The 23178-nt window shown below is 75.8% G+C and carries 19 protein-coding genes; 12 read left to right on the top strand and 7 right to left on the bottom strand.

All coding sequences use genetic code 11. The annotated features are described in order from the left end of the window. Positions 1-42 precede the first annotated feature (42 nt). On the bottom strand, positions 43-1242 hold the full coding sequence (locus ACTVZO_RS02575) for an MFS transporter (protein ID WP_443303027.1): 1200 nt from the start codon (positions 1240-1242) through the stop codon (positions 43-45). A 313-nt stretch (positions 1243-1555) separates the two neighbouring features. Here ACTVZO_RS02575 and ACTVZO_RS02580 point away from each other — a divergent pair, with 313 nt between their 5' ends. The 8 genes from ACTVZO_RS02580 to ACTVZO_RS02615 all read left to right on the top strand — a co-directional run bounded on the left by ACTVZO_RS02580 (position 1556) and on the right by ACTVZO_RS02615 (position 8876). Beyond that, positions 1556-2578 (top strand): ABC transporter substrate-binding protein, encoded by a 1023-nt coding sequence (locus ACTVZO_RS02580; protein WP_443296753.1) that lies wholly within the window; start codon positions 1556-1558, stop codon positions 2576-2578. After that, complete coding sequence (locus ACTVZO_RS02585) at positions 2568-3716, top strand: FecCD family ABC transporter permease (RefSeq protein WP_443296754.1); 1149 nt, start codon at positions 2568-2570, stop codon at positions 3714-3716. The genes ACTVZO_RS02580 and ACTVZO_RS02585 overlap by 11 nt, the downstream gene beginning before the upstream one ends. Next, the gene (locus tag ACTVZO_RS02590) at positions 3713-4531 is read left to right on the top strand and encodes an ABC transporter ATP-binding protein (RefSeq protein WP_443296755.1); all 819 of its coding nucleotides are present in this window, start codon (positions 3713-3715) and stop codon (positions 4529-4531) included. Before ACTVZO_RS02585 ends, ACTVZO_RS02590 begins: the two co-directional genes overlap by 4 nt. Then, a complete protein-coding gene (locus ACTVZO_RS02595) occupies positions 4528-5370 on the top strand; it encodes a Rossmann-like domain-containing protein (protein WP_443296756.1) in 843 nt (280 codons plus the stop codon). The genes ACTVZO_RS02590 and ACTVZO_RS02595 overlap by 4 nt, the downstream gene beginning before the upstream one ends. A gap of 82 nt (positions 5371-5452) precedes the next feature. Continuing rightward, complete coding sequence (locus ACTVZO_RS02600; protein WP_443296757.1) at positions 5453-6475, top strand: pyridoxal-phosphate dependent enzyme; 1023 nt, start codon at positions 5453-5455, stop codon at positions 6473-6475. Positions 6476-6616: 141 nt separating this feature from the next. Then, on the top strand, positions 6617-7252 hold the full coding sequence (locus tag ACTVZO_RS02605) for a metal ABC transporter ATP-binding protein (protein ID WP_443296758.1): 636 nt from the start codon (positions 6617-6619) through the stop codon (positions 7250-7252). Next, positions 7249-8115 carry a metal ABC transporter permease gene (locus ACTVZO_RS02610; protein WP_443296759.1) on the top strand — a complete coding sequence of 289 codons (867 nt, stop codon included), beginning with the start codon at positions 7249-7251 and terminating at the stop codon, positions 8113-8115. The genes ACTVZO_RS02605 and ACTVZO_RS02610 overlap by 4 nt, the downstream gene beginning before the upstream one ends. Further along, the gene (locus tag ACTVZO_RS02615) at positions 8073-8876 is read left to right on the top strand and encodes a metal ABC transporter solute-binding protein, Zn/Mn family (RefSeq protein ID WP_443296760.1); all 804 of its coding nucleotides are present in this window, start codon (positions 8073-8075) and stop codon (positions 8874-8876) included. The genes ACTVZO_RS02610 and ACTVZO_RS02615 overlap by 43 nt, the downstream gene beginning before the upstream one ends. A 97-nt stretch (positions 8877-8973) precedes the next feature. Here ACTVZO_RS02615 and ACTVZO_RS02620 read toward each other — a convergent pair whose 3' ends face one another. Both ACTVZO_RS02620 and ACTVZO_RS02625 read right to left on the bottom strand, forming a co-directional pair. Continuing rightward, complete coding sequence (locus ACTVZO_RS02620) at positions 8974-10671, bottom strand: class I adenylate-forming enzyme family protein (RefSeq protein ID WP_443296761.1); 1698 nt, start codon at positions 10669-10671, stop codon at positions 8974-8976. Next, positions 10668-12506: a CoA transferase gene (locus tag ACTVZO_RS02625; protein ID WP_443296762.1), complete on the bottom strand. Its 1839-nt coding sequence runs from the start codon at positions 12504-12506 to the stop codon at positions 10668-10670. Before ACTVZO_RS02625 ends, ACTVZO_RS02620 begins: the two co-directional genes overlap by 4 nt. A gap of 148 nt (positions 12507-12654) precedes the next feature. Between ACTVZO_RS02625 and ACTVZO_RS02630 the strand changes: the two genes are divergently transcribed. After that, positions 12655-13857: an acyl-CoA dehydrogenase family protein gene (locus tag ACTVZO_RS02630; RefSeq protein ID WP_443296763.1), complete on the top strand. Its 1203-nt coding sequence runs from the start codon at positions 12655-12657 to the stop codon at positions 13855-13857. On the opposite strand, the gene ACTVZO_RS02635 is transcribed toward ACTVZO_RS02630, so the two are convergent. Together ACTVZO_RS02635 and ACTVZO_RS02640 are read right to left on the bottom strand one after the other, a co-directional pair. Further along, positions 13844-14953: a sugar ABC transporter permease gene (locus ACTVZO_RS02635; RefSeq protein WP_443296764.1), complete on the bottom strand. Its 1110-nt coding sequence runs from the start codon at positions 14951-14953 to the stop codon at positions 13844-13846. The two genes, ACTVZO_RS02630 and ACTVZO_RS02635, sit on opposite strands and share 14 nt — an antisense overlap. Then, positions 14950-16182: an MFS transporter gene (locus ACTVZO_RS02640; RefSeq protein WP_443296765.1), complete on the bottom strand. Its 1233-nt coding sequence runs from the start codon at positions 16180-16182 to the stop codon at positions 14950-14952. Before ACTVZO_RS02640 ends, ACTVZO_RS02635 begins: the two co-directional genes overlap by 4 nt. A gap of 209 nt (positions 16183-16391) precedes the next feature. Between ACTVZO_RS02640 and ACTVZO_RS02645 the strand changes: the two genes are divergently transcribed. Both ACTVZO_RS02645 and ACTVZO_RS02650 read left to right on the top strand, forming a co-directional pair. Next, on the top strand, positions 16392-17063 hold the full coding sequence (locus tag ACTVZO_RS02645) for a hypothetical protein (RefSeq protein ID WP_443296766.1): 672 nt from the start codon (positions 16392-16394) through the stop codon (positions 17061-17063). Between the two features lie 147 nt (positions 17064-17210). Continuing rightward, on the top strand, positions 17211-17912 hold the full coding sequence (locus tag ACTVZO_RS02650) for a sigma-70 family RNA polymerase sigma factor (RefSeq protein WP_443296767.1): 702 nt from the start codon (positions 17211-17213) through the stop codon (positions 17910-17912). Here ACTVZO_RS02650 and ACTVZO_RS02655 read toward each other — a convergent pair. After that, positions 17909-18874, bottom strand: a complete 966-nt coding sequence (locus ACTVZO_RS02655; protein WP_443296768.1) for a hypothetical protein — start codon at positions 18872-18874, stop codon at positions 17909-17911. The two genes, ACTVZO_RS02650 and ACTVZO_RS02655, sit on opposite strands and share 4 nt — an antisense overlap. Further along, complete coding sequence (locus tag ACTVZO_RS02660; protein ID WP_443296769.1) at positions 18871-19254, bottom strand: hypothetical protein; 384 nt, start codon at positions 19252-19254, stop codon at positions 18871-18873. Before ACTVZO_RS02660 ends, ACTVZO_RS02655 begins: the two co-directional genes overlap by 4 nt. Positions 19255-19320: 66 nt before the next feature. Between ACTVZO_RS02660 and ACTVZO_RS02665 the strand changes: the two genes are divergently transcribed. After that, entirely contained in the window at positions 19321-23157 is a 3837-nt protein-coding gene (locus ACTVZO_RS02665) for a CHAT domain-containing protein (RefSeq protein ID WP_443296770.1), read from the top strand. Positions 23158-23178: the final 21 nt, after the last annotated feature.

Consider the following 23178-nt stretch of genomic DNA (forward strand, 5'->3'; position numbering starts at 1 on the left):
AACACATGGACCGTCCACGGGCGTCACGGTGGCCGGAACCGGTCAGTCGGCCGCCGCGGGGGTACGGGCGAAGTGGCGTGCGGTGGGCACCAGGGCCGCGGCCGCCGGGACGGCGAAGCAGACCGCGGCGCACACGGCGAGGACCGGGGTGACGCCGAAGGCGGAGATGGCCGGTGCGATGAGGGCGAGCCCGAGCGGGGCCAGGCCGTAGGAGACGAGGAAGTCCAGCGAGGAGACCCGGGCGAGCTTGTCCGGGGCGACCTCGCGCTGGGTGGCCGTGAACCAGGGCACGTTGAACAGTTCGATCCCGATGCCGGCGACGGCGTACGCGGCGATCACGGCGGCCGGGTGCAGCGGCAGCATGAGGCTGAGCGGTGCGAAGCCGTACGCGGCGAGGCCGGCGAACGCGGCCCAGCCCTGGGCGCGGGGCCGCCAGCGGGCTATCACGAGGGCGCCGCCGAGGGCGCCGAGGGTGTACGCGGTCACGGCGGCGGCCAGCACCCACTCCGTGCCGTAGCGGTCCCGGCTGATCAGCGGGAGGGCGACGCTGGTGGCGGAGTAGCCCAGCGCGATGACCGCGGTGAGCGCTGCGAGGCCCGCGAGGAACCAGGGGTGCCGGCGGGCCTCGCGTATGCCGTCCACGAACTCCGCACGGAACGAGGCCCGCCGTGCGGGTTGCGGAGCGGCGGAGGGGGCGGCGCCGCTGCGGCCCGGTACGAGAGCGGCGATCAGCCAGAGCAGGCCGATGCCGAGCAGCAGGGTCCACACGTCCAGGAAGGCCGCGAGCAGGGCGGTCAGGGCCGGGCCGGCCAGGGTGGAGCTGCGGACGGCCAGGGTCATGGCGGCGTTGGCCTGCTGCCTGCGCTCCGGCGCGACGACCTCGGCGGTGAGCGCCTGGAAGGCCGGGCGGCAGGCGCCCTGGCCGGCGCCGGCCAGGGCCGCGGCGCAGGTCATGAGCAGGACCGAGCGGCCGAGGCCGGCGGCGAGGAGGGGGGCGGCAGCGGCGGCGGCCAGAGCCGACCAGAGGACGACCGCGCGGCGGGAGTGGCGGTCGGCGAGTACGCCGCCGACGGCGACCGCGGCCAGGAAGCCGGCGGTTCGGGCGGCGAGGACGAGGCCGAGCCCCGCGGGGCCGAGTTCTCGGTGCAGCACGGCCAGACCGAGGACGAAGGGCAGCGCCCAGGTCGCCAGGCCGGAGGCGGTAGTTCCGACCCAAAGGCGGAGAAACGCGACATCGCGCAGGACGGACGGCGCGGGAGGCGGAACGTCCGGATCGGTCGGATCGGCCTCGGCCGGGGCCGGGGCGGGCGTGTATGGAGTCGCCACGGGGTGTTGCTCCCTTGTTCACGGTCGGACGGGTCCGGTGGCGGCGGGACGGCAACGCGGCACGCACTCGGCGCCGTTGCCGCCGGCGCCGCCGAACGGCTCGACGGCTGCCCGACGGGAAAGCGCCACCCCCGGAGTAGTTATTGAACATGATAACCATTACGGTACTCTCTGGCGCGGCACTCCTGCCCCGCGACCAGCACCACGCCCTTCCCAGACCGGAGAACCCATGCGCCATCCCGTCCGCCTCGGCATCGCCCTCACCGTCGCCCTCGCGACCGCCGGCTGCTCGGCCGCGGCCGGCCGCCCGGCCCCGGACCACGAGGCCGCGGCCACCGCCCCGGCCAAGGCGACGACCCTCACCAGCTGCGGCCGGCCACTGGCCTTCGGGCAGGCACCCCGACGCGCCGTGGCCCTGGACCAGACCTCGACCGAGATCCTGCTGGAGCTCGGACTCCAAGAGCGCATGGCCGGAACGGCCAACCTCAAGACGAAGATCCCGGCCAAGTACCAGAACGCCTACGCCAAGGTCCCCGTCATCGCCCCGAAGATCGCCACCAGTGAGCAACTGCGCTCCGCCACACCCGACTTCGTCGTCGCCGGCTCCGGCGAGCTCTTCACCAAGGACCGGGCGGGCACCCGCGAGGAGCTCGAGGCCCTGAAGGTCCCCACCTTCGTCAGCGCCGTCGACTGCCCCCAGCAGAACGAGCCCGGGAAGACGGCCTTCGACCTGCTCTTCGCCGACTACGAGAACCTGGGCAAGGCCTTCGGCGCCGACCGGGCCGCCACCGAACTCGCCGCCGGGCAGCGCGCCGCGGTCGCCAAGGCCGGCGAGACGGCCGCGCACGTCAAGCAACGGCCGACCGTCGTCTACCTCTACTCCGTCTTCAACGGCATGCCGTACGTGGCCGGCAAGACGGGCCTGCCCAGCGAGATGAGCCGGATCGTCGGCGCCAGGAACGCCTTCGACGACGTGAACGAGGACTGGCCGGAGGTCTCCTGGGAGGAAGTCGCCGAACGGGACCCCGACTTCATCGTCATCGGCGACCTCTCCGAGCGCGGCCGGCAGGGCGACAGCGCCGCCGAGAAGCGCGAGGTGATGGCCCGGCACCCGGTCATCTCCAAGCTCGACGCCGTGCGCGGCGACAAGATCCTCGAGGTGCCGGGCATCGAACTCGACCCGTCCGTACGGTCCGTACACGCCCTGGAGCTGCTCGCCACGGGCATGCGGGACCTCGGCCATGCCCACTGATCCGGCCCCCCGTCCGGGACCGGTGGACCTGCTGCACCCGGCGGCCCGCCGCCCGGGCCCGCGGCCGCCGGCGTCACCGCAGTCCCCGACGGCCGCGCCACCGGCGGCCGCACTCCCCGCCGTCCGGTCCGCGCCGGCCCGGGCGGGGCTGTTCCTCGCCGCCGCCGCGGCGCTGGCCGTCTCCATGGCGTGGGCCGTGCGCATCGGCACCGCCGACGTGGGGTGGGCCGACCTCGCCGCGGTGTTCGGCAGCCGGCTCGGCCTGGCCGTCGAGCCGCTTCCGCCGCTGGTGGACTCGCTCGTCTGGGACCTGCGGACGCCCCGGGTGCTGATGGCCGCCCTGGTCGGCGCCTCACTCGCGGTGTGCGGCACGGTGTTGCAGGCCGTCACCCGCAACGCACTCGCCGACCCCTACCTCCTCGGCGTGTCCTCGGGCGCCTCGACCGGCGCCGTGGCCGTCGTGGTCCTCGGCGTGGGCGCCGGCGTGCTCGGGGTCACCGGCGGCGCCCTCGTCGGCGCGCTGCTCTCCTTCGGCCTGCTCCTCCTGCTGCTGCGCCGGACCGGCCTGGACTCGGTGCGCATCGTGCTGACGGGCGTGGTCGTGGGCCAGCTCTTCACCGCGCTGACCTCTCTGACCCTGATGTCCTCGGCCGACGCCGACACCACCCGGGCCGTCACCCACTGGCTGCTGGGCTCGATGGCACCCGCCCGCTGGGACGCGGTCCTCGTCTGTGCGATCGTCACGCCCCTCGGGCTGGCGGCCGCATGGCTGTGCTCGGGCGCCCTCGACGGTCTCGCGTTCGGCGCCGACACCGCCGCCTCCCTGGGGATCGGCGTACGGCGCACCCGGCTGCTGCTGCTCGTGGTGACGGCCGTGCTGACCTCGGTGGCCGTCGCGACCGTCGGCGCCATCGGTTTCGTCGGGCTGATCGTGCCGCACGGGGTGCGGTTCCTGATCGGACCCCTGCACCGGGTGCTGCTGCCGTACACGGCGCTCGCGGGCGCGGTGTTCCTGGTGTGGACGGACGCCCTGGCCCGGGTCGCCTTCGCGCCGCGCGAGCTGCCCGTGGGCGTCATCACCGCGCTGCTCGGCGTCCCGTTGTTCCTGCTCGTCCTGCGCAAGAGGGGGGAGCTGTGAGGATCACGGCCGAACGGCTGAGCTGGTCCGTGGCGGGCACGCCCGTCGTCCGCGCGGTCGACCTGGACATCGCCCCCGGTGAGACCGTCGGGCTGCTCGGGCCCAACGGGTCGGGCAAGTCCTCCCTGCTGCGCTGCCTCGCGGGCCTGCGCGCCCCGGACGCGGGCACGGTGCTGTACGACGGCACGTGCGTACGGCGGTGGAGCGCCCGGCGCATCGCCCGCCACATCGCCTTCGTCGAGCAGGACTCGGGCTCCGACAGCGATCTGAGCGTCGCGGACGTCGTCGGCCTGGGGCGCACCCCCTTCCGGGACCGCTGGCGCGGACCGGACGCGGCCGACCGGGCCGTCGTGGCCGCCGCGCTGGAGCGCGTCGGGCTCACCGCGCTGGCCGGCCGCTCCTGGCGGGCCCTTTCGGGGGGTGAGCGCCAGCGCGCCCACATCGGCCGGGCGCTGGCCCAGCAGGCGTACGGTCTGCTGCTGGACGAGCCGACCAACCACCTCGACGTGAAACACCAGTTGGAGCTGCTGGAGCTGCTGGCCGGCACCGACCAGACCGTCCTGGTGGCGCTGCACGACCTGTCGCTGGCAGCCCGGTACTGCGACCGGCTGGTGCTCATGCACCACGGCCGGCTGGTCGCGTCCGGGGCCCCCGAGGCCGTCCTGACCCCCGAGCGGCTCGCCGAGGTCTTCGAGGTCGACGCCGAACTCGCCACCGACGCCCTCGGCAACCGCACGGTCGCCTACCGCAGGCGCACCTGCGCCCCCTCCACCGCGCTCCACCCCGCTCCCCCTCTGACAAGGACCCCCCGATGACCCCCGCCTCCACCGCACCCGTCCGGACCGTGGACGCACTGACCGCGTCCGTGCTCGCCGGTGCGTACGGCCCGCTGCCCTCCGAGCTCGTCGCGACCAGCGTGTTCTGGATCCACCACGGCACGCGCCTCGCCGGCGGCGACTCCACCTACCTCAACCAGTACGTCCTGGTCCGCCTCGGCGCCTCCTTCGGCGGCTGCGCCTTCGAAGCGGGCGAGATCGACCCGGCCGTCTGCCGCGAGGCTTCGGGCAGCCCCCTCGACGTCCTGCTGCGCGAGGCACCCCGCCCCCTGCGGATGGCCGCGCTCGACGCCTACCTCGCCGAAGTCCGCCCGCACGTACGTGCCGTGGACGCCGGGGAGGCCGAGGCGTTCGTCCTGCCGGCCGGAACACCGGAAGTCCGCGCGGCGGCCCGCGACGCGGCGATCGCGGGGCTGCTCGACATCCGGGCGGGCGCGAAGGTCGCGATCATCGGCGTCGTCAACCCGCTCGTGGCCGCGATCCGCGAGCGCGGCGGCGTACCCCTGCCCTGCGACTTCAACCTGAGGACCACCCAGTGGGGAGACCCGGTCACCGCCGACATGCACCAGGTACTCGACGGGGCGGAGGCCGTCGTCGCCACCGGAATGACCCTGAGCAACGGCTCGTTCGACACGATCCTGGACCGCTGCCGGTCCCGGGGGATCCCGCTGGTGGTGTACGCGCAGAGCGGCAGTGCCGTGGCCCGCGCCTTCCTCGGGGCGGGCGTGAGCGCGCTGTCGGCGGAGCCCTTCCCCTTCTCGCAGTTCAGCGCCGACCCCACACGGCTGTACCGCTACCGCGCCACGTCCGGCGCCTGACCGCGGGCGGGCCGCGGCCCGCCTGCGGCCCGTCCTCACGTCCCTCACGTCCCTCACGTCCTCCACGACAAGGAACTCCCGCATGGACCAGCACTTCGCGGAGTCGGTCGGCCGCCCCGACCTGATACGCCTCGACGACCGGCTCGTCTGCCTCCGCTTCGAGACCATGAAGGTGGTCTCCGCGCTCGCGGCCGTCCGCCACCTGCTCGACACCGGGACCGTCCGGCGCGGCGACACCCTGCTCGACAGCTCCAGCGGCATCTACGCGCACGCCCTCGCCCTGGCCTGCCACCGCTACGGAATGCGCTGCCACATCGTCGGCTCGACCACCGTCGACCGCACCCTGCGCGCCCAGCTGGCCGGACTCGGGGCGACGCTGGAGCAGATGGAACCGTGCAGCGACCTCAAGCTCGACCAGAAGCGCCGGGTCGCACGCGTCCGCGAGATCCTCGCCGAACACCCCGAGTACCACTGGATGCGCCAGTACCACGACGACATCCACTACCTCGGCTACCGCTCCATCGCCGAGCGCATCCGGCGCGCGACCGGCACCGAGGCCCTGACCGTCGTCGGCGGCGTCGGGACGGGCGCCTCGACCGGATCCCTGGCCCGGTACCTGCGCGAGGAGGACCCCGGCGTCGAACTCGTCGGCGTGCAGCCGTACGGCAGCGTCACCTTCGGCGCCGAGCACGTCTCCGACCCCGAGATCATCATCGCCGGGATCGGCAGCTCCATCCCGTTCGGGAACGTTGCGCACGAGCTGTACGACGTCCTGCACTGGATCTCCTTCGACGCGGCGCGCGCCGGCAGCATCGACCTGCTGCGCCGGCACGCCCTGTTCGCCGGGCTCTCCACCGGGGCCGGCTACCTCGCGGCCCGCTGGGAGCGCGACCGCAGCCCCGGGCGGACCGTCCTGTTCATCGCCCCCGACACCGGCCACCGCTACGTGGACTCCGTCTACGCCCGCCACGGCCAGGTGGCGCGGCTGGAGGACCTGGCCCCGCAGCCGGTGACGGACCAGGCCGAACTCGCCCTGCCCTGGGCCCGGATGCGATGGAACCGCTCGCCCTCCCCGGCGCGCGGCCGCGTGGGTTCCCTCGTGTGACGGGCGTCGCCCGCCCGTCCGCCTCACCCGGCGGCGGCTGCCGGGAACCGGGGCCGCACTCCGTCCGACTACTGCCGTGTGGGAGGCGGAAACCCGTACTCCACTCGGCCGGGAGCACCCGGAGCAGCGGAGAGGCGTGGGATGGGCGGGCTGGATGTGCGCATGCGGGAGGTCGCCTGCCGGCACGGCCGGGTGGCGGCCGTCTCCGACGTGAGCCTGGAGATCGCCGCCGGTGAGCGGGTGGCGCTGACCGGGACCAACGGCTCGGGCAAGACCACCCTGCTGCGTGCGGTCCTCGGCCTGCACCGCCAGGTGACGGGCTCCATCACGGTCGGCGGCCGCGACACCGGCTCGCCCGCCGGATGGGCCTGGCGGCGCCGGGCCTGCGCCTGGGTCCCCCAGAAGCCCGCGGCCGGCCGCTTCCCCCTGCTGGGGGCCGAACTGCTCGCGAGCAGCGCCGCACCCGAGGACGCGGCCGAGGCCGCCGCCCGGCTGGGGGTGGGGGCCCTGACCGAGCGGCCCCTGCACACCCTCTCCGGCGGCCAGTTGCAGCGCATGTACCTGGCGCGGGCGATCGGCTGCGTCGCCGCGGGGGCCCAGGTGCTCCTGGCCGACGAGCCCACCGCCGCGCTGGACTTCGACGGGCAGGCGGAGGCCGCGGACGTCCTCACCTCCCTGCCGGTGACCCTGGTCGTCGTCACCCACGACCGGGCCCTGGCGGAGCGCTGCGACCGTGTGCTGGAGATGGCGGCGGGCCGGCTGCGGGAGGTCCGGTGACCCTCGCCACCGCCGACCTCGGCGCCCTCCTCCAGCTGCTGCCCGTGCAGCGGGCCGCCCTGGCGCTGCTGCTCGCGGCGGTCTGCCTGCCCGTCATCGGGGTGGTCATCGTCGGGCTCGACATCATGCCGGTCCGGTTCGCGATGATGCACGTCGCCCTGCTCGGCATCGCGATCGGGCTGCTGACCGGCCTCGACCCGATGCTGTGCGCGCTCGTCGCCTGCGCCCTGGCCGGAGCGGGGGTCGCACCGCTCGCCCGCACCCCGGACGGTCTGTCGGGGGCGATGGGCCTGCTGATGAGCCTGGCCATCGCCGCCGCCCTGCTGGTGCTCGCCGTGTCCGGGGTCAACGCCTCGGGCGCCTTCGCCCTGCTGTGGGGGTCGGTCCTCTCCGTCGGCACGCCCGACCTCGTCGTGCTCGGGTTGCTGGCCGCCGTCGTACCGGGCCTGTTCTGGTGGCGGCGGCGCGACATCGGCCTGCTCCTCCACGACCGTGAGCTCGCCGAGTGCTCCGGCGTCCCGGTACGCGCCCTGACCGCGGCCCTGCTGGTGCTCGTCGCGATCGCCGTCGCGGGCGCGATCAAGCTCACCGGGGCGCTGCTGGTGGACGCCCTGACCCTGCTCCCCGCCCTCGCCGCACGCCGTCTGGGCAGCTCGCTGAAGTCCATCACCCTGTGGGCGGTGGGCATCGGGGTGGCCGTCAACGCGACGGGCTTCCTGCTGGCCCTGTGGCTGGACTGGCCGCCCGGCCCCGTCCTCGTCCTGACGGCGGGGGCGCTCGTCCTCGCCGTCCACGCCGTACCCGAACGGAGAATCAGCTCATGGCGCGCACCCGCGTCCGTATCCCTTCCCTCCTCGCACTGAGCGCGGCACTCGCCCTGGCCACCGGCTGCGGCAACGGCACCGCCACACCCGCGGCGGACGGCGCGCCCCCGAAGGAGGGCAAGCCCGTGGTGGTGGTCACCACCACCTGGGAGGGCGCCTTCGCCCGGGCCGCCGGGGCCGAGGGCGTCAAGGTGATCGTGCCGCAGTCGGTCCACCACGCCCCCGACTACGATCCCAAGCCCTCCGACCTCGCCGCCGTGGCCAAGGCGGACTTCGTGCTGTACGCGCCCTTCGAACCGTACGCCGCGAAGATCAAGGAGGCGGCCGGTTCGAAGGCGAAGCTGGTCGAGGTGAACCTCGACAACGACCCCGACAGGGTCAAGGCCGAAGTCGACAGGCTGGCGGCGCTCTTCGGCACCCCGGACGCCGCCGCGCGGTGGAAGGCCGGATTCGACGCGGAGTACGGGAGGCTGAACAAGGAGCTCCAGGCCGCCTGGCCGGGCGGCGCGAGCCCCACCGTGGTCGCCCAGGTCTTCACGGCCTGGTCCGCGAAGCTCGCCGGCGCCACCACGGTGGGCACGTACGGCCCGGAGGCGGTGACCCCGGCGCAGCTGGCCGCTCTCTCCGCCAAGAAGCCGTCCCTGGTGCTGGACAACGTGCACATGTCGACCGGGACGGTGCTGCCCGATGCGGGCGCCAGGCAGGTCGGCATCGTGAACTACCCGGGCGAGGACCTGGATCTGCTGCCGGTGTACCGCAATGCGGCGGCCGAGCTGAAGAAGGCCATGGGCGGCTCCTGATCCGCGAGGCCCCGCCGACGGCGGCCCGGGACGGTCCCCGTGGACCGTCCCGGGCCGCGTCGTACGGCCCTCTGCGCCGCCCTCCCCGCCCCGGCGGTCAGCCGGCCTGGGCGAGGGGCGCCGCCTCCGGTACGCCGGGCCTTGGCTGCGGAAGGGGCTCGGTCAGCCGCGCCCGCAGGGCCGCCCGGTCCGGCTTGCCCGCCGCCGTCAGGGGCACTTCGTCCACCACGAGGAGCCGTTCGGGGTGCTTGCCCTGCTCCAGCCCCCGCGCGGCCAGGTGGTCGCCGAGGGAGGCCAGCGTCGGGGCCTGCTCTCCCCTCGGCACCACGCACGCCGCCAGCCGCTCCCCCATCAGCAGGTCGGGGACGCCCACGCACACCACGTCCCGGACGCGCGGGTGCGAGCGGAGTTCACCCTCGACTTCGGCCGGGCTGATGTTGGCTCCGCCGCGGATGACGATGTCCTTCAGCCGCCCGACGACGTGCAGGACGCGGTCGGCGTCGAGGTAGCCGAGGTCTCCCGTACGGACCCAGCCGTCGGGCGTGCGGTAACGGGCGTCCAGCTCGGGGGCGCCCACGTAGCACAGGGGTGTCATGGGGCCCCGGGAGGTGATCTCCCCGATCTCGCCGTCGGGCAGCGGGGCGTGGGTGTCGGGGTCGGCGATGCGGATCTCGGCGACCCTGGGGTCCGGGTGACCGGCCACCACGCCCGAACCGTCGGTCGGGGGGACCGTATGGGCCAGTCCCGTATGGCAGTTGACTCCGTCGGCGGATCCGTAGAGGTTGACCACCGGGCAGCCGAACGCCTTGGCCGCGGCGGCCGCGGTGGTCTCGTCGAGCGGGGCTCCGCCGAGCACCAGCGCGGTCGGCGCGGGCAGTTGCCCGCCCGTCGCGTCCAGCCGTCCGAGCATCATGCGGACCATCGTGGGCACGCCGAGGACGTGGGTCGGCGCGTGCTCGCGGATCGCCGCGATCGCGGCGTCGGGGTGGAAGCGGTCGAGCAGGACGAGGGCCCCGCCGTGCCGGGCGAGGGTGACGGCGGTGCCGTTGGACCCGAAGGCGGAGGCGAGCGGGACGAGGAAGAGGCAGCGCGGCGGGGTCCCGTCGGGGATGAGGGAGGCGAGGAAGTTCCCGCGTCCGCCGGCCAGCGCGTTGTGCGAGTAGGCGATCATCTTGGGTTCGGCTTCCGAGCCGGAGGAGACGAGGATCCGGGCCGCGCTGTCGGGGTCGGGGCGGGCGGGGACGAATCCGCTCGGGTCGCCGCGCATGAGTTCCGGCCACGGGACCGTGCCCTCCGGAGCGGTGCCGGGGCCCACGGCGATCACGTGGCGCAGGCCGGGCAGCCCGCCCGCGAGTGCGTGCAGTTCGGCGGCGTGGCCGAGCTCGCGGTACCGGATCGCCGCGATGACGGCGACGGCCCCGGCGCGGCGCAGCAGGCTCTCGGCCTCGAGGGTGCCGCGGCCGGCGGGGAAGGGCAGTGCGACGGCGCCGAGGGCGGCCAGGGCCAGGTCGGCGATGACGGCGTTGCGGTTGTCGGGGAGTTGGACGCCGACCACGTCGCCCTCGCCTATGCCGAGGTCTCTGAGGCCGCCGGCCAGACATCGCACCTTGCGGTCCAGTGCGGTGTAGCAGAGCTTGCCCTTGGCGTCGAGGACGGCGGTGGCGTGCAGGTCGGCGATCTGACGGGCCCGGAAGAGGCTGTACAGGTCGAGGTCGGGGCAGGTGCCGTCGACCACCCAGGAGCGGCGCAGTTCGGCGGGCAGCAGGTCGTGCAGTACGAGCCTGTTCGCGGTCATACGAAGCTCCAGGGGTCGGGGACGGCGGGGGCGCCGTGCGCGTCGCGGCTGATCGAGCCGGCGAAGCGCGCGTCGTGGTGCAGGTCGGCGAGGTCGGTGGTGACGGCGGTGGCGTCGAGTCCGCGGGCCCGCAGCCGGGCCACGGCGTCGGCCGTGGAGAGGCTGCGCAGGTCGTACGCGGCCGCGGCGCCGGCCGCGTCGTCGGCGGGTGCGATCCAGCCGTCGGCGGTCGGCAGCGGGTGCCGGAATCCGGCGGGCCGCCTGGGGTCCTGTCCGCGTGCGGCCCTGCGCAGGGCCGGGGCGGTCAGGGTGTCGGCCGCGCCCAGGAGGGAGGAGTCCACCCGTACGCCGAGGCCGGTGCGTTCCCTGAGCAGCAGTCCCGCGAGCACCGCTTCGGCGCCGTGCAGACCGCCGAGTACGTCGAGCAGGGTCATCAGCGAGGGGGCGGGGGCCTCGCCCCGGGGGCGGACGGCCTCGCCCACGCCCGTGCGGGCCTGCACCATGAAGTCGGTCCCCATCGGGGCGTCCGCGAGCCGGCCGGCCCAGCCGCTGGTGTAGGCGTAGACGAGGGCGGGGTTGACGGGCGCGAGGTCCTCGGCGTCGAGCCCGAGTCCGGCGGCTTTGCCGGGGGCCCAGTTGTGCAGGAACACGTCGGCCTCGGCGGCCATCTCCCGCAGGCGGCGGCGGTCGGCGGCGGACTTGATGTCCACTTCGACGGCCTTCTTGCCCCGGTTGAGGGCGAGCCAGCGCGCGGAGACGCCGGAGCAGGCGGGCGGCATGCCGCGCAGGGGGTCACCGCCGGGCGGCTCGATCCGGATGACCTCGGCGCCGAGCAGGCCGAGCAGGTGCGCGGCCAGCGGGGCCTGGATGCGACGGCCCGCCTCCAGCACCGTCAGCCCGGCCAGCGGCCGGGCGTGAGAGGGGCCGGGCCCGCCGGGTCTGGTGCCCGCCGGGGCGACGGCCGCGCCCGGACCCGCACCCGGACCCGCATCCGCTCGCCTGCCCAGGGGCCGCAGCGACCAGGGGGCGGCGCCGTCGGCCTCCCCGGCGCGTTCGGCGAGGGTGCGCAGGACGCACACCTCGGCGCCCGAGAGCGCCGCGGCCCGGCGGATCCGGGCGAGGGGGTGGGAGCGGGTGACGGTGTGGAGGGCTTCGGGGAGGGGCGCACAGCCGGTGGCGTAGCGGAACTGGAACGGCCGCCACCCGTCGCGTACCGCCTCGGCGGGCGCCTCCAGAGCCCGCCAGAAGACGGCCCAGGCTTCCGGGTCGAGGGTCTCCAGCTCGAACAGGACCCCCTCGGCCGAGGTGAAGGGCGGTCCGCCCGGCGCGAGTTCGGCGGCTTCGCCCTCGTCGGCCCCGGCCGCCGCGAGGTACTGGGACACGGCGAGCAGCCCGGCCCGGCCGGCGCTGGTGGTGGTGACCTGCGAGGGCCCGGTTCCGCGGGCCTGGCCGACCAGGCCCGCGAGGAGCCCCTGGACGGTCAGGACGGCGGTGGCCGTGGCCGCGTAGTCGGCGGCCAGCGCGCGCGGACGGCCGTCGCGCCGTCCGTGGACCGCCATGATCCCGGTGGCGGCCTGCACGGTCGCCTCGTCGACGAGCCCGCTCCCGGTGTCCGACCAGGCGGCGGTCGCGCGGGCGGGCTCGAAGCCGCCTCCGGACAGCGTGATGCGGCGGGACGGGTCGCCGTGGGCGGGCCCGTGCGGGCGGGCGCCGAGCAGCCGCAGGTGTGCGGCGACGACGCCGGTGATCTGAGGGGGGCCGCTCCCGGCCCCGGAGGTCTCACAGAGCATCGTGTCGAGCGGCCGGATCGTCTGCGTGTTCGCGGGGGACGCCATGCCTCTCCTCTCCCGGCGCGGCGGTGGCCGTCGCCCAGGTCGAACGGATCGCGGGAACCGGGGAGGGTGCGCACCCGACCAGTTCCTCGGACAGGGAGTCGGACAGCCGTTCCCACCGGTTCCCGGGAACGGGCATGAGGAGGACGCAGTGACGGATTCAGGCACCGCGGACGGCGCGTCGGCCCAACCCAACGTGCGGACGGCCGACTTGAGGCTGCACGTCGAACGGTTCGTCCGAACCCGGGTGGTCCCGCGCGAGGCGGTGCTGGACGCGGGCGGGCCGGCGGCGGCCGCCGTCCTGACGGAGCTGCGGGGCGAGGCGCGCGACGCGGGGCTGTGGGCCCTGCCGCTCCCCGCGGAGCTGGGTGGCGGCGGGCTGTCCTTCGGCGCGTACGCACGACTGGCGGAGGCCGAGGGCGCCAGCGACCACGGCCCGGCCGCGCTGGGCTCCGCCCCGCTGCTCGACGTCACCATGCTGGCCCGTCACGGCAGCGCCCGGGTGCGCGAGGAATACCTGGAGCGGCTGGTCGCGGGCGGGCTGCGGACCTGTTACGCGATGACCGAACCGGACGTGCCGGGCACCGACCCGTTCCTGACGGGCAGTCGGGCCGAGCTCCGGACGGACGGCAGCTGGTGCGTCAGCGGCCGCAAGTGGTTCACCTCCGGCGCCGCGGGAGCCGACCTCGTCACCGTCATGGCGCGTACCGGCGGGTCCGCCGGCGACCGGGACGGGCTGTCGCTCCTGCTCGTGCCGACCGGCTCCCCCGGGTTCCGCGTCGTACGGGAACTGCCCGTCCTCGGGGCGGCCGGACCGTACGAGATCGAACTCGACCGGGTCCGGGTGCCCGCCGACCACCTCCTCGGCGCAGGAGGTGACGCCCTGGCCATCGCGGGCGAGCGGCTCGCGCTCGGCCGCACCCTGCGGTGCCTGCGCTGGCTCGGCCAGGCCCAGCGCGCCTTCGACCTCATGTGTGAACGCGCCGCGACCCGCGCCGGGTCGCGCGGGCCGCTGGCCGGCCACCAGCTGGTCCAGCAGCACGTCTTCGACGCCCTCCTCGCACTGCGCACCACCCGGCCCCTGGTCCACGAGGCGGTCGCGCTGATCGCGGCCGGGCGGGACGCCCGTACCGAAGTGGGCCTGGCCAAGGTGGCCGCCGCCCGGATGCTCCAGCAGGTCACGGACAGCGCCATCCAGGTGCACGGCGCCGCAGGGCTCGGGCCCGACACCGCGCTCCCGTCCCTGTTCCGGGGCGGGCGCGCGGCCCGCATCCTCGACGGCCCGGACGAGCTGCACATCACCTCGGTGGCCCGCCGGGTGCTGCGCGGCTACGGGCCCGCTACACGCGGGTGAGGTCGGCCAGGCCGACGCGGGCGGCCAGTCCGAGGGCCAGGAAGAAGTCGCCCCAGACCAGTTCGTGGCGTACGGCCAGGCCCTTGCGCGCGTCGTAGCAGCCGTCCAGCAGCATGCCCGCCGGACGTCGGCCGCCCGGCGGGCTGAGGTGGCCCTCGGCCAGGCGGTCCAGGATCGCCGCGGCCCGGTCCGAGCACGCCGCGGCACGCGGCCCCGGCACGAGCGACAACTTGAGCAGCGCGACGGCGGTGATCGCCGCGGCCGAGGTGTCGACGGGCCCCCGCGGCCGGGAGGCTTCATGGGGCGGGATCAGCGGTCCCGTCAGGGCCCCGGCCCGTTCGAGCAGGTGCCCGGCCGCGTCGGCGAGCCGCTGCGGCCGGTGGCCGGCCGGCTCCGGGCGCAGCAGTGCGTCGGCCACGGCCAGCAGCAGCCACGCCTCGCCGCGGCTCCAGCCGGGTGCCGGATCCTCGCAGGGGTGCCATCCGGTCGCCGGGTCGAACCGCCAGGCGGGCCGCGGTCTCCCGGGGTGCGGGGCGCCTTCCGGCCCGAGGCAGAGGTCGAGGTGCCGGTGCAGGTGGGCCGCCGCCACGGCGGCCCCCTCGGGTCCGGCGCCGGCCAGCAGCGGCACCAGCCCCGCCACGGCGTCCGCACGGGCCAGCAGGCGCGGGCCGCCGAGCCCGGCGCCCCAGGGCACGAGGCCCGCCCGCGGATCGTAGGCCTGCACGCAGGCCCGGGCCGCCCGCGCCCGGAGTGGCTCGGCCCCGGCCGCCGCCTCGCCGAGCGCCGGGGCCGTCCCGTACCAGAAGATCAGGCCGCGGGTGGCGGTGTCGGCCTCCGCCCACGGCGCGAGCCGGTCCGTCCACGCCGCCGCGGTACGCGCGTCCGCCTCGCTGCCGGTGCGCCGGGCGCGCAGCCACAGGAGTCCGGCCCAGAATCCGCCGGTCCACGAGCCGCGGCCGGTCGTCGTCCACCGTCCGTCCCGCGGGTCGGCGTACAGCGGGAAGCGGGATCCGACCTCAGCCTCGGTCACCGTCACCCGGTCGATGACGGCCGCCAGCGCGCGGCCGGCCCGGTCCTCGGACCCCGCGCCGCTCACGCCGTCTTCGCCGTCTTCGCCGTCTTCGCACGGCGGTCCCGCACGGCCCAGAGGAACGCGACCGCTCCCGCCGCCGCGAATTCCACCGCCACCAGCGACCAGCCCCAGCCGTACCTCCCGCTCTGCGCGAGCAGGCCGAACAGGGGCGGGCCCGCCGCGAATCCGGCGAAGAACCCGGTGGCGACGAGCGCCGAGTCCTGTCCGGCCCGCCCGGGGGCGGCCCGCTGCATGACCAGCACCATCGAGACGGCGTTGCCGGATACGGCGAACACCCCGACCGCGACGGCCCCGGCCCACACCAGCGGACCGGCGAGGAGCGCCGCGGCCAGCAGGGCCGCGGCGCCCACGGCCCCGCAGGCCAGCAGGCCCGGCAGCCACTCGGCCCGCCCCGGACGGGCCGCCTTCGACCACCCGATCCGGCCGGCGATCCCCGCGACCCCGAGTACGGCGACCAGCGCGCCGGCGACCGTGGGGCCCATCCCCAGGCGCTGCGCCCCGTACAGGGCGAGGTAGGTGTTGACGGAGGCGATACCGGCCCCCAGGAACAGCGAGAAGCCTGCCAGCCAGGCCACCATCCCGCGCGGCACGAACGGCGTACCGCCGAGCGGGGCCCGGGGTCCGGGCGGATCGGCCGGCAGCGCGAGCAGCGCCCACGCCCCGGCGAGGAGCGCCGCCCCGGAGGCGGTCCACACGGCACCCCGCCAGCCGAGTCCGCCCGCGAGGGCGGCGAGCGGCAACCCGGCGGCGAACGCGCCCAGTTGGACCCCGGACTGTTTGAGGCCCGTGACCGCGCCCCGCCGGGCGGGCGGGACCGTCGCCAGGATCGCCTTGTTGGTGGCGGGGTTGGCCAGTGCCTGCGGTATTCCGCCCAGCGCGACGGCGCCCAGCAGCAGAGCGGCGCCGGGGGCGGCCCCGATCAGGGCCAGTGCCACGGCGGACGTGACGAGCAGGAGGACCAGCGAACGCCGGGGCCCGACCCGGTCCACCATCCGGCCGCCGGCCGGGGACACCGCGGCGGCCGCACCGAAGCCGATCGTGGTCGTCAGCCCCAGCACGGTGGGCGAGATGCCCAGTTCCGCCACCAGGCGCGGCCCGAGCGCGCCGAGCAGGAACAACTGCAGCATCGAGAAGGCCATGGCGCAGGTGAGCAGCGCGGTCAGGCTCCGGGTGCCCCCGTCCCCCGCACGCGGTGGCGACTCTCCGGCCGCCGTCGTCCCCTCTGCCGCCACAGAAGTCTCCCTTCCCCGGATGTTGCACAACTCGGCCGACCGGGAAGGGAGTCGGATGGACCGGCAGTGCGGTTCCCGTCCTTCGCCGTGCCCCGCACCACACCGGGCGAGCGCCTCCGAGGCGCTCTCCTCGGTCGCGTTCCAGAACTTGTCAGGTAGTGCGCACTCCACTGCACGACCCGGAAGGCTGGTGCGAGGATGAACCCGCCATGACGCCAGGGCCCTGTTTACGAGCCGTACGGGCTGCGATGTTCGCAGCCGTCTGCGTGCTGCTCGCAGCCGTGGGGCACGTCCTCATGTCCGGTACGGGCCTGCCCTGGTGGGCGTTGTCCGCCGCTGTGACGGTCACGGGCGCGGCGGCCTGGGCGCTCGCCGGACGGGAACGCGGACTGCTCTGCGTGACCACGGCGACGGTCGCCGCGCAGGCCGCGCTCCACTGGGGCTTCTCCCTGGTCCAGTCGTCGGTGCTGCCTGCGCACCCTTCGCGGACGGCCGCCGCCGCGGTCGCCGCCGTACCGGACGCCGGCGCCCACCACGCGCACCACGCCGCACACGGCGCGGCCGGCGCCGCGGCCGAGGCGGCCGGCACGCTCGTGCCGTCCGGCGGTCACGACATGGCCGGGATGCTGGCCGCCCATCTGCTGGCCGCACTGCTCTGCGGCCTGTGGCTGGCCCACGGCGAGCAGGGCGCCTTCCGTGTCCTGCGCGCCGTCGCCGGCCGGCTGCGGGCGCCGCTGCGCCTGCTCGCCGGTCTCGCCCCGGCGCCGCTCCCACCGCGCGTCCGCGTGCGCCGGGAGCGCCGGAGCCGGGCGCTCCCGCAGCTGTTCCTCGTCCACGCCATCACCTCGCGGGGCCCTCCGACGGGAACCGCTGTCCTGTGACAGCCGGTTTCCCGAGCTCGCGCTGACGGCGTTCCCTCCGTGCCCGTCGCGCCTCGGGCATCGGCCATGCGCTCCGCCTGGCCGTACCCCTTCACCGGTTCCGCCGTGCGCGGCGGAACCGGACACCTTGCATAAGGACTTGTGGCGATGACTCCTGCCCTGCCCACCTCCCAGCAGCGTCCCGCCGGCGAACGGCCGGCCCGGCACACCCCGGATTCCGATGCGGCGGTGACCCGGCTGGCCCTCGACGCCCGCGACGGCGACCCCGCGAAGGCGGACCGTTTCGTCCGCGCCCTGCACCGCGACGTCTGGCGCTACGTGGCCTACCTCAGTGCCGACCCCCAGGCCGCCGACGATCTGGCCCAGGACGTGTTCCTGCGCGCCCTCGCCGCGCTCCCCCGTTTCGAAGGCCGGTCCTCCGCCCGCACCTGGCTGCTGTCCATCGCCCGCCGCACCGTCGTGGACAGCCTGCGGCACGCCGCCGCCCGTCCCCGGCTGTCGGACCGCTTCGACTGGCAGACCGCCGCCGAGCAGAGCCAGCCGTACGGTGTCCCCGGTTTCGAGGACGGCATCGCCCTGGCGGAGCTGCTGGCCGCGATCCCGGCCGAGCGCCGCGAGGCCTTCGTACTGACCCAGCTGCTGGGCCTCCCGTACGCCGAGGCCGCCGCCGCCGTCGGCTGCCCGATCGGTACGGTCCGCTCCCGCGTGGCCCGTGCCCGTACCGCCCTCATCGCCCTGCTGACGGACACCGAACCCCCGGCGGCCCCGCCGAGTCAGCGCACCACGGCCTCGGCCCGGCCCGCCGGCTCGCCGAACCCGACCGCCGCACTCCTGGCCTCCCCGGTCTAGGACCGGGGCTGCTCCGGTACGAATTCCAGCGTGCCGGCGTCGAAGGCGACGAGGTCGTCCTTGCGGAGCAGGGCGCTGACCCGGGCTCCGGTCCGTGCGTCGAGGGCGCCGGCGGCGGCCTCGACGCCGAGCAGCGCGGCGACCTCCCGGCCGTACAGGTCGACGGCGGCCTCGACCAGCTGGGCGAGGGCCGCGGCCGCGGCCCTCGCCCGCATGACGGCCGTGGCCAGGGTGACGGCGGCGACCGGCACGGCCGGCCACCACCATCCGCCGAGCACCAGGTACAGCAGTCCCCACGCGGTCAGCCGCGCGGTGGCCCGGTAGGCCGCGTGGGCGCGGGTCAGCTCGTCCCGCGTGCTGTCCGGGACTGCCAGCCAGAGCGTCGGCCACCACGCCGTGAGGTCGACCCGGTAGGCGTGGTGGACCCGTACGTCCGCCGCGCGCAGCCGGTCCCCGATCCAGGTCGGGCGTTCGGCCGGCACGAGGGACGTCCGCGTGCAGCGGGCCATCGCCTCGCGCAGGGCCGCCCGCGCCTGCGGATCGGCCCGGTTCGGGGGCGTGGCCGACCGGATGACGGCCGTACGCCGCACCCGGACCTCCTCCTGCGCGCGCAGCCAGCGCCGTCCCCGCAGCCGGGTCAGCGGGCGCAGCGGCCAGGCGCGGCCGTCCGCCGTCCACAGTCGTTCCACGAAATGGCCCAGGGCCGAGGCGCCGAGCCCGGCCACCGCGGCCGCCGCCAGCACACCGGCGGCCACGAGCACGCCGATCCCGGTCTTCCCGCTCGCCTGGGTGGCGGCCAGCCGGTCGATCCAGGCACCCAGTGCGCCCGCGTCCAGCGCACGCCGGTGTCCCAGCACGGAGGCGATGGTGACGGCGGCCACGAACAGCGCGCCGGGCAGCACGAGCAGGGCGAGCCAGCGCTCGGCGAACCGCTTGCCGAGCTCGCCGAGGAAGGCGTTCACAGGGGGATCTCGACCCGCACCAGCGGGGCCTCCAGCGCCGCGCAGGTCGGCGGGCGGCCCTCGGCGCCCAGCGGTGCGAAGCGCACGCAGCGCCGCGGCGCCGGGCAGACCCAGCCCCGCAGCTCCGGATGGCCGGCTTCGCCCGGCAGGGGCTGGTAGGCGCGGCTGCCGGTGGTCAGACCGTCGATCCCGTGCACCGCGAAGCCCTCGTCGACGGCGTCGAGGTCCCCGCGCACCGCTTCGGGATCCGCCCCCTGCCGCAGCGCGCCCAGCACCCGTTCCAAGGCTCCGGCGACTCCGTACCGCTCGGCGCGAAGCGTCAATTCACCGCCCGCGAGTTGCGCGCACAGCCGCTCGATCCGGTGATCCATGTCCGACATCCGACCTCCCAAGGCGTCATGATGACAGACGATCAGACACCGAGAGCAGTGAACACATAACCGAAAGTGACGAGTTTGCAGGCCGACGGATACCCTGAACTGCGCGCCCGGGTCACGCTGTTCGAAGAGCGCGGGGACGCCCGCCCGCTGTGCGACCCGGCGGCCGCCGAGCGCGCCCTGGGCATGGCCGCCGCCTGGCGCGCCCACCCCGACGGCGCGGACTTCGACGTCGTGCACACCCTGGCCACCCTCTTGTGGCAACACCACCTGTTCCGGCGCCGGTTGCCGGGTGCCCGCCGCGCCGACGGCCGGAGCGAGCGGCGCACCGCGCTGTTCCTCTACGCCTGGGCGGACGCCTTCCTGCCGGCTTCCGTACCGGCCGAAGTGCGGGCGGCCGTCCGCGCACTCCCCCGGCTGCCCCGCACGTTCAAGCCCCTGCGCCGGGACCCCCGCGCACGGATCTCCGCCCTCGGACGGCACGGGCTCGCCGCCCTGAACCGCTACGACCGCCTGCGCGACCGGCCCACCCTGCAACTGGGCCTCGACCTCATGCTCGAAGCGGTCGACGCCACACCCCCGGGCAGCCCGTACGCCGACACGCTCGGCATGGAGGCGCGGTGCGCCCTCGGTACCGGGCTCCAGCGGATGCTCCACCTCACCGGCGACCTCAGGGTCCTTCCCAGCGCCGTGGCCCTCGGCCGCGAGGCCCTGCGGCGTTGTCCCGACGGCCATCCCGAACGCCCCCGGGTGCTCTTCAACCTCGCCAGCCTGCTCCTGGACTCCCACCTCCGCGCCGGCGACGACGGGGCGCTCGTCGAGAGCATGCACCTGGCCCTCCGCGCGCTGGCCCTGACCCCGGAGGCGGATCCCGACCGCCGCGAACGGCTGGCCCACGTCGCGCACCTGCACTCCCTCGCGTACGACCGGACGCGCGATCCCCACCAGCTGCGCAGGGCGGTCGCGGCGGGCCGGGAGGCGGTACGCAGCCGGCCGTCCGAACCACCGGTCCGGGACGGCCGGCGGCTGCACAACCTCGCCAAGGACCTGCACACCCTGTACGAGGCCGACGGTGACCTCCAGGCCCTGCGCGAGTCCGTGAGCACGCAGCGCAGGGCCGTGGCCGCCACGGCTCAGGGGTCCCCGCAGTGGGCGGGCCGGCGGCACAACCTCGCCGCGTTCCTCATGGACCTGGCCGAGGCGACGACCGACGCCGAGACGGTTCGCCTCGCGGTCGCCGTCTGCCGCGAGAACCTCCGGCACGCGCCCCCCGGCCACGCCGAACACTCCGATTCCCTCGACAACCTGTACCGCGCCCTGGAGCTGAGCGGCCGGAGTCCCGGGCACCGGGAGACGACCGCCGAGCTCGTGGACACGGCCCGGCGGCGTGCCGAGTCCGCCGGGCCCGGCGCCGCGGTGGAGGCGGCGCTGGTGCTCGCCGAGACCCTCAAGCGCGCCTACGACTCCACGGGCGAGCTGAGCACACTGGTGGAATGCGCCGATCTCTACCGGAGGCTGACCGGCCCGGCGGCCGCCGGACACCCGCCGCCGCAGTCCGGCACTCCGCTGGGTGACCTGCTCGCCTTCGTTGACGTCTTGCAGCTCCTCTACCTGCGGCGTGAGGACCTCGACGCGCTCGACGAGGCCGAGCAGGTCGCACGGCGGGCCCTGGCCCTCGCTCCGGACACCGGCATCGGGCGCGCCATCGCCCTGGCCAAACTGGGCGGCGTACTCGACCAGGCGGTGGAGCGGGCCACCGACGTGCACACGGCCGGATCGCGCACCACCGAGTCGTTCACGTGCATCATCCAGGCCGAGGAGGCCTGCCCAGAGGACGACGGGCGGTACCCGGCGATGCTGCTCGGCGCGGGACAGGCCTGTCTGGGCCTCTACCGGCGGAGCGGGCTCACGGCGGCGCTCGTCAAAGCACACGCCTACCTGCGGCAGGAGGCGCTGGCCCTGCCCCCGGACGATCCGAACGGAGCCCAGGCCGGGGCGGCCCTGGCCGAACTCCTCCTGACGCGCCACCGCTGCACGGCCGAGGAGGAGGGCCTCCTCGGCGGCTTCCCGGACGACCTCCCCGGCGCCGTGGCGGCGGCCCGGGCGGCCTGTGCGGCGGCCGCCGCGCACGATCCCCTCGGGAAGGACGAGTTCTCCCTGCTCCTGGCCCGCGTCCTCGAGGAACAGGCCGCGACGGGCGGAGTCCCGCGGGCCGCCGCCGAGGCCGAGGAGATCTGCCGCACGATCACCTCGACGACCACCGCCCGACCGCACATCGTGCAGAGCGCGGCCGGCGCCCTCGCCAGGGCCGCGATGGCCCGGGGGGACGCCGCGGCCGCGCTGGCCGCCGTGGAACAGGCCGTCGCCCAGATTCCGTTGATCGCTCCGCGGGATCTGGCACGGCGGGACCGGCAGCACCTCCTCCAGGGGACGGCGGGACTGGCCAACACCGCCGCCGAGGCGGCCGTGGCCGCGGGCAGGCCCGAGCGCGCCGTCGAACTGCTCGAACAGTGCCGCGGCCGGCTCCACGCCGAAGTACTGCCCGGCCCGGACGACGAGATCGAGGCACTGCGGCGCAGCCACCCGGCGCTGGCCCTGGAGTACGAGAAACTGCGCGCCGCGTCCGTACGGGAGCCGGCGGCGCCGCTCCCCGGCTCCGGGCAGGCCGAGGAGCGCTACCGCCGCGGTGCGCGGTGGACCGCCCTCCTGGAGCGCATCCGCTCCCTGCCCGGCCACGAGGGGTTCCTGCGGCCGCCCGCCATCGGCCTGCTGGCCCGGGAGGCCGAGCCGGGGCCCGTCGTCTTCGTGTACACCGGTCCGCGGCGGTCCGACGCGCTCGTCCTGCGTCCGGGCACCGCCCCGGGGCACCACGTGGAGGTCGTGCCGCTGCCGTTGCTGGTCGCCGAGGAGGCCCTGGCCCGGATGGCGGGCCTTCCCGAGGTGGTCGGCGCGGCGGCCGACGCCGCCGGCTTCGGCGCCCGCGAGCAGGCGCAGGAGGACCTGCACGGGCTGCTGGAGTGGCTGTGGGACGCCATCGCCGCGCCGGTACTCGACCACCTCGGCATCGACGGCTCCCTTCCGGAAGGGGGGCCGCCGCGGATCTGGTGGTGCCCGGTGGGCTTCCTGGCCCGGCTGCCGCTCCAGGCCGCCGGGCGGCACCGCGCACCGCGTACAGCGGACCGGCTGCCGCCGACCCTGCTGGACCGGACGGTGTCCTCCACGACCACCACGCTCCGCGCCCTGGGCCATTCGCGCTCCCGGGTGCGGGCCCGGCGGAACCCCGGCGGGCCGGTGCCGGCCACGCTCGTCGTGGCCATGCCCCGGACGCCCGGGGCGGAACCGCTGTCCCAGGCCGCCGCCGAGGCGGACATCACCCGCGGACTGCTCGAGCCCCACGGGGCGGTCACCACACTGATCGGCGCCCAGGCCACGGCCTCCGCCGTACGCGCCCGGCTCCTGCACCACGGCCTGGCGCACTTCGTCTGCCACGGCGTGGGCGACCCGGCCGACCCCTCGCGGGGCCGGCTGCTCCTGGCCGACCACCAGAGCCGGCCGCTGTCCGTCTCGGAGATCGCCGGACTCAGGCTGGAGCAGGCCGAGTTGGTCTATCTGTCGGCCTGCGGAACGGCGGTCACCAGCCCGCGCCTCGCCGACGAGGCCGTCCACATCGCGGCCGCGTTCCAGCTGTCCGGCTACCCGCACGCCATCGGTACGCTCTGGCCGGTCGTCGACCGTGCCGCCGCGGCCGTCGCCGAGGGCTTCTACCTCCGGCTGACCGACGGGGGCACGCGGCCCGCGGACACGGCGGACGCGGCCCGCGCCCTGAACGAGACGCTGCGGGACCTGCGCGACCGCTATCCCCTGGTCCCCACCCGCTGGGCCGCGCACCTCCACGTGGGGGCGTGAGCGGCCGGGGGCCGGGGCACC

The sequence above is a fragment of the Streptomyces sp. IBSNAI002 genome (assembly GCF_052244475.1).
In the GTDB taxonomy this organism is placed as follows: domain Bacteria; phylum Actinomycetota; class Actinomycetes; order Streptomycetales; family Streptomycetaceae; genus Streptomyces.